The following is a 10,498-nucleotide window of genomic DNA, read 5'->3' on the forward strand; positions in this document are numbered from 1 at the left end:
CATCTCCTTGCCCCTGGCCTTTCGGGTTCGCCTGCGAAAAATGCCGGACCGGCCAGGAGCCACCGTCCTCGGACACGCGTTCACCTGCCGTAGATTTCACGATCCGGAACATACACGGAACGGCGACGCCCTCGACCAGCATGCGGGGCTGTGCCGCCGCATGTCAGCTACGTTGCGTTAGGTGACCGGACACTCGGCCTCCGGACGAATTGCGCAGCTCGACTTCCGCAGGGCGCGGACAAACGATCAGCCAGTTCTCGCCAGCTCTTGTTGGTCACGGCCATGGAGCATCAGACGCCCCGGAAAGAGGCCATGTGCCACGGCGCGTGTTCCATCTGCGTTTCGGCGCCAGGCCGCCCTTCCGCGCGAGATCGGTAAGCCCGTCGGCGGGGTTGCGCGGAAACTGGAGGCCAGCCCGCACAACTGCATGAAGGGGTACCGCGCGTAGGGCGTGTCCAGAACGCCAAGCTCGGCGGGTCCGTCCGGGCACCAGGAACCGACACGGTCGCGCGCCGAGCGGGAGCGGTGGGACTTGGGCCGCGCCGAGAGGGATAGAGCTTGATGTGCCCAATCGATCTGTGGGCCTGTGGGTGAAAGGCTTGATGATCTGGTGGTGGCAGAGAACACCGCTCCTGCAGAACTGCATTCGGTGGCGGCTCGGCCTGGCGGGCGGTGGGTGTGGTGCATCGCTCGCCGGGTCCCTGCGCGCTCGAAACGCAGCGTTCGAGCGTTCGACTGCACCTTAGATGGTGAGTCCGCACCGTCCGCCAACAGCAGGGCCGACGCTCGCTTCAAGGTCGCGATCTGGATCGCCTACTTCTGCGACACCGCTCGTAGACATAGCGCGAACAACCTGATCCACGCCCCGAGGGGGTCGGTTTGCCTGCGGACACCCACTGGTGACCTCAGTTCGAGGATGCATGCTTCGAGAGGACTCACCCACAGACGCGTTGTCAAACACCGGCAGCCGTAGCGGCTCCGCGCCCGTGATCCCGCTCCAGGGTCGTTGGCTGCGGAGACCGCTCAGCTGTCGGCGGTGAAGCGCCTCGGCTCGTGCTCCGGCGCCGAGGGGCGGGAAGGCGGTTTGGCTCGTTGCAGGGACAGAAGCCGGACAGCCCGTTGGGAGGGTTGGGTCAGCGCTGCCAGACGATCGGACTGTCGCTGTAGCCGCCCTTCGAGTCGTTGTACTCGGCACTGGTCACCTCGGTGCCGCCTCGTCCGGCCTGGAGGCGGCAGCCCTCGATCGTCGCCCCTGCCGTCTTGAAGTTCGCGCCCGCCTCGCCACGCTCGCAGCCGGGCAGGTCGCCGACCAGAACGACGCCCGTGCCGCGTCCATCCTGGTCCAGCGCCGTAAGCGACGGCGCTGTGGTGAAGGACAGGTCGGTACCGCCCACGTTCTCGATCCGGTAGCGGATGTAGTACGGGGTCAGTCCCTTCGCTCGCGATCCGAAGCGCCGCAAGAAGTCGGACTGATCACCCTTCTCGATCGTGGTGACAGTGATGCCTATGGTGCCCTTCTTCGAACCGTAATCGAACGGGACGACGGCGCGCTGCCCGAATTCCAGCCTGGTTCCAGGCGGTGTCGCCTGGCCATTGCTCTGCCCAGGTTGACTCGACTGGCCCGCTTCTTCGGGTGCCGGAGATGACGGGGTGGCAGCGGCTACGGGGTCATCCTCGCCAAGCGCTCCGCAGCCGGTGAGGAGCCCGGCGGCGGACATCATCAGCACGCCCATCGACGCGATTCGACTGCTATTGATGAGATTTCTCCTTTCAGGGAGTGGGAAAGGCACACTCGCCTACCTAGGGAGCACCGTTCGGAGCTGGGGCTTGCCGTCAAGCACCGGCATCGTCCTCGTCCGGCTTGGCGCTGAACGTGGCCGGAGTAGTGATCTTTGCTGTGTCCCGGATGTGTTGAGCGAGCCCGCTCTTGAGGAGGTGTGATTGCTGTGGTTGACCATGTTGCGGTTACGTGTCCTGGACATACGCTGAGCCCGGCTGCAGACCAGGAAAAGCCCCTCAGCCGGATTCGCTTGTGTGGCGATGCTTGAGCCGGACAGTCCTATGCAGCACCAGGTGGCCTTTCCCGGGGAGTGAGGCGGCCGATGGCGGCTTCGATCGGCGTGGTGAAAGTAGGGAGGGCTCGTGCTGGAGCAGAGAGGCTTGGAATCAGCCTGCTTGATGCGCTCCTATTCGGGAAACGCGATCATGGGGAACGTGCTCTGAGACAAGGCCTTCCGGTGAACGCGTCCTTCGCTGGTTCCTGGAGTCTGGCCGATAGGGCCACTGGTCCTTGGTGAGGGCTCACCTCCGCGTGGAGGATCGTCGATGTCCTCGTTCATGACGAGGGCCGGAAGCCCGGCTAGCTGAACGGTCGCGACCGCGTTGTCGAGCAGTCGCCGACCGAGCCCATGGAGGCCACCAGTCCGGACGCCTTGGCGCGCTGGGAGAACACCCAGGAGGCGAACTGCACTCCGTGCTGACCAGCGTGGCGGTCTGTGCCGAGTCGATGGACCAGCCGACCACTTTGCGGGGATAGGCGTCCAGCACCACACAGCAGTAGACCTAGCCTTCGCGGGTGGGGTGTTCGGTGATATCGGTGACCCACAATCGGTCAGGCTGGTCGCGGGGTGAACTGGCGATCGACCAGGTCGACTGCTGTCGGGGTCTGGTGGATCCGGCGGCGCCGCCGGAGCCGGGCAGGCCGGCGCGGCGCATCAGTGTCTCCGCACCGTGCCCGACCGCGATGCCCAGCCCGAGTGTGAGTTCGGCGTGCATGCGCTGACCGCCGTAGGTGGCGCGGGATTCGGCGTGCACCCGGCGGATCTGCTCGGTCAGCCAGGCGTGCCGGATCGCCCGCATCGTGGGCGGCCGCTTGCGCCACATAGGGAACCCGGACTCGGACACGCCCAGGACACGGCAGCAGACCTTGATAGGCAGCCCTCACCGGCCATCACCGATTTGTCGCGGCGCAGGCAGGTGGAGCCGGTCCCGCTTCCGGTCCCGATCCCGATCGTCGCGGACGAGTAAGAGCTTGCGCGGACAGACAGTCAGCACGACCTCACGCCGGAGCCCAACCCAGGGGGTTCGAGCGTGGGGCGCGAGCAGGAAGGGACGCGCCGCCACGCCGCTGCCGGATGGCAGAGCGTGGCGGCGCGGTCTCCTACTCGGTCTGCGGCTGCACCTTCGTGATGGCTGAGGGGCGGCCGACGACCACGGCGCCGACGGCCAGCCCGGCGATGGCCAGGATCGCGGCGATCAGGAACGGGTCCGCGGCGTGCACGGCGGGGGCGAACCCGATGCCCACGTAGACCGCCACACCAGCGGCCCCGCCGAGCTGGTCGGCTGCCCGCTGGACGCCGGAGGCGATCCCGGCGTCCTCGTCGGTCGTTCCGCTGACAGCGATGTACTGCAGCCCTACCAGCCCGAAGCCCATCCCGGCAGCGATCAGCAGCATCGCCGGAAGCAGCCACGCCGCCCCGGCACCCAGGGCCGCCACGAGCGCGATCACCGCCATCGCGCCCGCGGCGGCTCCGAGACCTGCCAGCACGCACGCGCGGGCTCCCCAACGGCCCAGCTGCCGCGGCACGAGAACCGAGGCCACGATCAGCGCGACGGCCAAGGGCAACATCGTGAGCCCAGCTCCCAGCGGACCGATCCCGAGACGGTCCTGCAGGTAGAACGTGAACAGCAGGAATGAGGTCGACAACGCTCCGCTGAGGAGCATCGTCGTCAGGTTCGCCCGTACCCGGGCACGGTTGGCGAAGAAGGCCGGCGGCACCAGCGGGTTCGAGGATCGCGACTCGACCCGTACGAACCCAGCGGCGGCCAGCACCGCACCGGTCAGCGCCACCAGGCTCACCCACGGGCTCGTTCCGGGTTCGCCTGCTTCGACAGCGGCGTAGGTGAACAACAGCGGGCTCGCGGTCAGCAGAAGCCCGCCCGGCAGGTCCAGCCTGGCCTGTGCGCGGGACGCGGGACGGTCGGCCCGGACGAGCACGAGCGCGGCCACGATCACGACCAGGATGAACGGCACCGAGATCAGGAAGACCCAGCGCCACCCCAGATGGGCGGTGATGATCCCGGAGAGGGCGAATCCGAGCACCAGTCCGCAGCTGGCGACCGCGGCCCAGACGCTCAGGGCCCGCGACCGGCGCGGGCCCTCGGGGAACATCAGCACGATGGTGGCCATCGCCGCCGGCAGCGCGATGGCCTCGCCCGCCCCCTGGAAGAGGCGCGCGGCCACCAGGACCGCGAACGAGGGGGCCAGTCCCGCCAGCAGCGATGCCGCGCCGAACAGGGTCGTGCCGACCAGCAGCGTGCGGCGGCGGCCCAGCAGGTCGCCGAGGCGACCGCCGAGCATCAGCAGCCCGCCGCCGGTGATGGTGTAACCGACCACCACCCAGGTAAGCGAGTGGCCACCGACGCCGAGATCCGCGCCGATCGAGGGCAGCGCGATGTTGACCACGGTCACGTCTACCGCGATGAAGAACTGCAGCATGGACATCGCGCACAGCACGAGCCAAGCGCGTGTGGGAGACGGGCTCTGCCCGCCGGAAGAAGTAATGCCTGAAGGCACCGAGTGCTCCGTCGCTCTGAAGAGTTACCGAGCAGCACAAAGGGCCGCTCCGGACTGATCACGAAGCGGCTGGACGTCCCAGGATGGGTGGTGCTGAGAGCCGAACGTCCCGCCGCTAGCGGGACGTCCTGGTCACTGCCGCACAAACGGCCGAGCACGATGCGCCTGACATGCCATCAGGCTAGCAGCGGCGCCTATCACCCCGCGGGCCGGGCGCCGGCGCCTGGTCCGCAGGGTGGGGCGGAGCGGAGGAAGAGGGTGCGGGGAGGTCAGCCGATACCGGCCGCAGGCACTGTCGTCGAGTTGGTCCAGCGCTTGTTGGTGTCGTTGACGTCGCGTTCGACGGAGGTGAGTTCGACTCTGAACGGGATGCCGGGGCGGCCGCCGACCTTGACCAGGAACCGGCCGCGTCCCGGGGGTTCGCTGTCTTCGCGGGCGTCGGGGTTCCAGGAGGGCGGTGTGGACCAGTCGACGATCATGCGCTGCTCGATGCCCGACATCCGGACCACCTCGTTGACCATGGGCATCTCCGCCTGCGGCAGCCCGCCGCAGATCACCATCCCGGCGCGTTCGGCGAAGCCTTTGGCCTTGAGCCGGTCGGACTCGTCCTGCAACGACAGAAGGTCGGCCATGGTGTGGGTGATCAGGACCTGGCCGGCGCCGCGCTGCCGGTTCAGGCGGGTGAGGGCGTCGACCCGGTCGACCAGGCCGCGCCCGGACCGCAGTACCCGCCACAACTCGTCCAGCACGACGAAGAAGTGCCGCCGTGGTTCCAGGCCCTCGTCGGCCAGGGCGTGCGCGGCCTCGACCGCGCCGAACCCGTCCGACCAGCACGCCAGCAGGACGGCGGCCTGTAGTTCGGCGTCGGAGTCGTCGATCCCGCTGATGTCGATGCAGACACCGCCGCGGTTGTCCAGGTCGATCTTGGTGGTGGTGTGGCGGGCGAAGGTCTCTCCCATCGGGCCGTCCAGCACCCCCAGCAGTGAGGCGTGCAGCGGGTCGACCGCCGCGCGGTACTTGGCCTCATCCCCCCGGGCCAGGGTCACCGACCGGAGCCGTTCGGGGCCCTCGTCGATCACCTTGATCAGGTCGGGCAGGACCGGCACGCCCGGGTGGCGTTCGTCCAGCACCCGCAGCGCGGCGTTCAGCACGGTGCGCTCGGTGTCGGCGATCGGCCCGCCGCGCAGCACCGTCAACAGCGCCGCGACCATGTTCAGCCGCCGGCCGTGCGCGTCGGCGACCAGCTTGGTCCGCGCCTGCTCCGGGAGCCGCGCCGCCGCAGCCGCCGTCGCACCGGGGTCCAGCACGTTCAGTGAGCCCAGCCCGCGGCCGAGTTTGATGATCTGCCCGCCCAGCGCCCGGATCAGATCGACGTAGTCGGGTTTGAGGTCTCCCAGCACCATGGGGAAGACGCCCTGCCCGACCAGCCCCAGCACCATCCGGCGAATCAGGGTCGATTTGCCCAGCCCGGGCTTGCCCAGCACCAGCGCCGAGGGGTTGTGGATCAGGTTGGCGCGCTGGAACCAGGAGATCGGATCACAGCACAGCGCCGCGCCGGTGGTCAGCTCCCGCCCCAGCGGCACACCCATCATCGGCGTCCCCGACCCCGCCCCGAACGGCCACAACCCGCACACCTGCACCGTGGTCCCACGCCACTCAGACGGCATCTCCACATAGGAGGCACGCCCCCCACCACGGCGGGCGAACCCCCGGAACCCGGGCTTGAGCTCCGGCCGACCCTCCTTCTTCTCCCTGTCCTTCTTCTCCTTGTCCTTCTTGCCCTTCTTCTTGCCTTTGGTGTCCTTCTCGTCCTCTGATGGGCCGTTCACAGCGACTCCCTCACCATCGCGGGGACCTGGAGATGGTCGGGCAGCACGATGCCCAACGGGAGCGCGGCCGCGAACGCCGAGGCCTGCGACCCGTACATCCGCCGCAACCGCAGACGCGCAGGAGCCGCGAGCGTGTCGACGGCGGCGGCCGCGACCGGGAGCTGATCAGCCTCATGGACGGTCGCGGTCACCAGGATGGTGAACCGGGTCACCCCCGCCCCCCGCGCCTCCTCGTGCGCCGACTGATCACTCTTCATGACGTCCAACTCGCTGCGGGCGGCGTTGGTGGCACCGTCCAGCCGAAACCGCGAGTCCCGGCGATCGCGCTCCACGATCCGCGCCGCCGAGGCCGGATCATGCGGCCGGTACAGGAAGGTGACCCGCTTGCGGGCGATGTCCTGGTGCGGGGACACCAGACCCCGCATCACACTCGACAGCACCTCACCACGCGGCGCCTCAGCCATCCCCCAGGTGATGGAGTACCCGCTGGCGTGCACATAGTGATCCCAGGACTCCTGCGCCGCGACCGGACCGGCGTCCTCCCACCGCGCCGGCTCCTGGCCGGTCTCCATATCCGCCTGCGCACCCGGGTCATACGCGGACCGCACCGCCCGGGCCAACTGGTCAGCGGTCATCGGACGAGCCGAACCGGCACCGGTCATCTCCAACCCCGAGATCAACCCCGGAATCCGCATCCCGATCTCCCGCACCATCGCATCCTGGTCACGGCGCTTGCCCCCCGGATGCGGCAGCGCCGCAAAAGTGACCGCGATCCGGGTGGAGATCCGGGCGCTGCCCACCGGATAGTTCCACACGATCTCCTCCAACGCCGCCCGCGCCAGATCCGGAGCATTCGGATCGCTGTTGGCATACACCTCCTCACGAAGGCGATGCCCCAGATCGGGGGCCGTCTCGATGGTCGCGCTCGCCGCCACACACCCCGGCTCATAACCCAACGACGCCAGCCAATGCCCCCAGTTGGCAACCCACGCATCGATCTGCGTCTGATCCACCAACGCCGCCCCATCGGCATTGCACTCAAACACCACCGTGTAGTGCTTGGTAGCAGGAATCACCACCAACGCGAACGGCCGCCCATGCGAGTCACGGCCCTCCACCAACCGCGACATCGCCAACAACCCCGGCAACCGGTAAGAACCACGCGAAACCACACTCAACGGACCCGACCGATACAAATGCCAACCCTGCGAACGCCCCCACCACCAACTCGTCCGCGCCGTGATCGCCTGAAGCGCCGTCCGCCCGTTCCGATCCTGCAGCACCAACGGCAACATCACCAACCCCAGCACCACAAGACCGAACAAAGCCAGCTTCGCCGACACCGTCGCCAACATGGTGATCATGATCAGCCCGAACATCAAGATCAGGGTCCCGACCAACCCCAACCGCCCGATCCCCGGAGAAACCGGCTTACGCCAATTCCCATAGGTGGGTTCACGATACCCAGAAGCCATCCCAGACACCTCACTCCTCGTATCCCGCCAACACCACTCAATTCGTCACCGCTCAGACGCTTCCGCTCGGGCCACCACCAGACGGGGTGGACCCTCCGGTACCCCCACCCGATCCGGAAGGACCGCCCGAACCGGTGGCACCTTTCAGACGCCGATTGGCAGCGTCAGAGGCACCTGTGTAGGCCCGATCCGCAGCGCCGGAGGCGCCTGCGAAGGCCCGATCGGACGCCCGACCCGCCGCCTCAACGGCACGAGCGACATAGTTGGCCCCCGGCGTGCCGCTCGGAATGGTGTCCGCGCCGTTCGGAAGGATGTCCGCGCCGCTCAGGCTCGTTTCGGGAGCACCACCGGGAGCTTTGCCGGGGGTGCCGCCGGGGGTGCCGCCGGGGGTGCCGCCGGAGCCGCTCGGGCTCCCGGTCGGGCCGCCGTCGTCGGGAGCGCCGGCGCCCTCTGAAGCACCGGTCGGGCCGCCATCACTGGGGGCGCCACCGCCGCCTCCACTACCGCTGCCACTGCCGCCACCGCCACCGCCTCTGATGACCGGAACTTCCTCGATCATCACGACAGGAGCGCCGCTGCTCTTGGCCGCCCCGCCGCTGGGACCGCCGCCGATGCCCGTGAGCCCCGTCCACAAGCCGGTGCGTTTCCCGACGTTCACCGCGGTGCCACCGAAGGTGAAGTGGCCGACCTGGCGAATGCCGAAGAAGGCGTTGTTCTCCGCGACTCCCGGCATCACCGCGCGCATCGTCGCCGGCAGCGCGAACACCGCCCCGGCGATCAGAGCCATACCGAAAAGACGATCCGCCTCGTTGTCGGACACCAGCAACTTCAAGGCCGCAGCGTAGATCGTTGCGACGACCGGCTTGAACAACACAAACGAGATCAACCAGTGGATGCACTTCCGGTAGGCCGCATCTCCATACGAGGTGAACCTCGAAGCGGCCACCGCGGGAAGGATCCCCACCAGAAGAATCAGCACACCACTCCGGAAGAGCATCAACCCGAACTGGATCACCGTCGACAGTGCCGCACACAGCGAGAAGCAGGCAACGATGAAGTTCGCATCGTTTTCATGCATTTCGAGCACGCCCACGCCCGCATCCCACTTTTCGGCCAATCCGCCTTTCGGCATCATGTCCTGGATGATCCACGCGGAATACCTGTCCGACGCGATATTCACCAGATTCACCGCGGTGGCCAGGGTGAGGACGATCACGGCCAGCTCGACAAAATGCGAGAGTGCCGCCCGCATAGGTTCACCTTTGCGCTGGACGGCCATCCGGAAGGCCGCGACCATGAAGCCGGCGAACGCCATCACCGCGATCAGCCAGTTGAGGTGCTCGCGAAGCGAGTAGAGTACACCGCCCTTCTCGCCGGTCATCCGCGCGTAGTACGCGGTGTCACTCATCCACCACAGCAGGAAGGTCTCGAAAGTCGACAGCGCCCAGTCTTTGAGTTTGTCGACGAGCCAGCCCCATGCCTCGTCAAGTAGTTCTTCCACAAGCAGCCCCAAAACTGCCCGAATCAAGAGTCATGATGACTCTTCATTCAGGCACGATAGACCGTTGACTCAAAGCGGGTCGACCAGAAGGGAGATCAGCACGACGGCGAACCCGGAGCCTGCGATGACGCAGGCGAAGAACACCCAGCCGAGTTCACCGGCCAGCCCACCGAACTCCCCCCTCCTATGCCTGATGGCCATTCTTCCGCCGACCACGATGAAACCCAGCACGCACCCGCCCAGGGCGCTCCACACCAACCAGCCGAGTACGGGCCCCACAGGTTCGGTGACTTTGTCGACCTTCTTCGCGTTACCGCGCGGCATCTCGGCATCGGGCCGGTGCGTGATGAAGTACTTGTCGGGCTTCCGCTTACCCTTGGGCGGCGCGAGTATCTTTTTCTCTAGTTTCTTCTTGAGATCTTTGACACACTTGTCCTCCCAGTTGAGGGCGTTTCCCGTTCCTGCGAAGTCGCGGCAGTACTCATCCACCCCGCCCACGCATTTGACCGTCGGCCCCTCGCCCTCATCGCCCCGCTGATAGGTCTTCTGCCAGACCTTGAGACAATGATCCCGCTCCCGTTCCGCGGTGGGCCATTTCTTGTTGTCACTCATGTTGCAATAACCGTCTGGATGGTCATCGCTTCGACGCAGGCAGACCGTGAAGGAGTATTTCTTGCCGGGCTTGTAGTTCGGGATTTTCGCCTCGTTGCAATGCCCTTTTCCGGCCGCCCGCAGCTCTTTTTTCCCGATCAACACTCTCCCGCCCGCGGAGACGACACCGCGGGCAAGGTGGCCGTCCTCCTCCCGGTCGCACACCCGCACCCGACCGGTCTTCTTGTCCCATTGGAGGTCCGCGCCGGGGTCGCCGTCGACGGTGTTGAGCTCTTCGTCCTTCTCGTCCCAGTCGACGGGACTCGGGGCGGCAAGCCCGACGGCCGTCACACGACCGAACGCCGCGGACCGTTCCAGCGAACCGGACCAGCCCGAGACACTGCCGGCGGCCCCCCAGGCAGAGGCACCGAAAAAACCGATACCGGTCCAGGCAAGACCCAGCACCAAAAGTGCAGCAGAAAGGACGCGCATGCGATGATGCAGCGGCATTTTTGGCTCGCAACGT

7 protein-coding genes are annotated in these 10,498 nt (G+C 67.1%); all 7 read right to left on the minus strand.

Going from position 1 to position 10,498, the window contains the following annotated elements:
- Positions 1–1,133: 1,133 nt before the first annotated feature.
- The 7 genes from ABGB11_RS22565 to ABGB11_RS22595 all read right to left on the minus strand — a co-directional run bounded on the left by ABGB11_RS22565 (position 1,134) and on the right by ABGB11_RS22595 (position 10,482).
- Positions 1,134–1,733, minus strand: coding sequence for a hypothetical protein (locus tag ABGB11_RS22565; RefSeq protein WP_347635823.1), 600 nt, complete (start codon positions 1,731–1,733; stop codon positions 1,134–1,136).
- 829 nt (positions 1,734–2,562) lie between these two features.
- Complete coding sequence (locus tag ABGB11_RS22570; RefSeq protein ID WP_347635825.1) at positions 2,563–2,859, minus strand: IS3 family transposase; 297 nt, start codon at positions 2,857–2,859, stop codon at positions 2,563–2,565.
- 301 nt (positions 2,860–3,160) lie between these two features.
- On the minus strand, positions 3,161–4,504 hold the full coding sequence (locus ABGB11_RS22575) for an MFS transporter (RefSeq protein WP_347635826.1): 1,344 nt from the start codon (positions 4,502–4,504) through the stop codon (positions 3,161–3,163).
- A 341-nt stretch (positions 4,505–4,845) separates the two neighbouring features.
- Entirely contained in the window at positions 4,846–6,405 is a 1,560-nt protein-coding gene (locus ABGB11_RS22580) for an ATP/GTP-binding protein (protein WP_347635827.1), read from the minus strand.
- Positions 6,402–7,880, minus strand: a complete 1,479-nt coding sequence (locus tag ABGB11_RS22585; protein ID WP_347635829.1) for an SCO6880 family protein — start codon at positions 7,878–7,880, stop codon at positions 6,402–6,404. The genes ABGB11_RS22580 and ABGB11_RS22585 overlap by 4 nt, the downstream gene beginning before the upstream one ends.
- Positions 7,881–7,932: 52 nt before the next feature.
- Entirely contained in the window at positions 7,933–9,381 is a 1,449-nt protein-coding gene (locus ABGB11_RS22590) for a hypothetical protein (RefSeq protein WP_347635830.1), read from the minus strand.
- Positions 9,382–9,450: 69 nt separating this feature from the next.
- Positions 9,451–10,482 (minus strand): hypothetical protein, encoded by a 1,032-nt coding sequence (locus ABGB11_RS22595; protein ID WP_347635832.1) that lies wholly within the window; start codon positions 10,480–10,482, stop codon positions 9,451–9,453.
- Positions 10,483–10,498 lie beyond the last annotated feature (16 nt).

This window comes from Actinomadura sp. B10D3 (assembly GCF_039871695.1).
GTDB lineage: Bacteria > Actinomycetota > Actinomycetes > Streptosporangiales > Streptosporangiaceae > Spirillospora > Spirillospora madurae.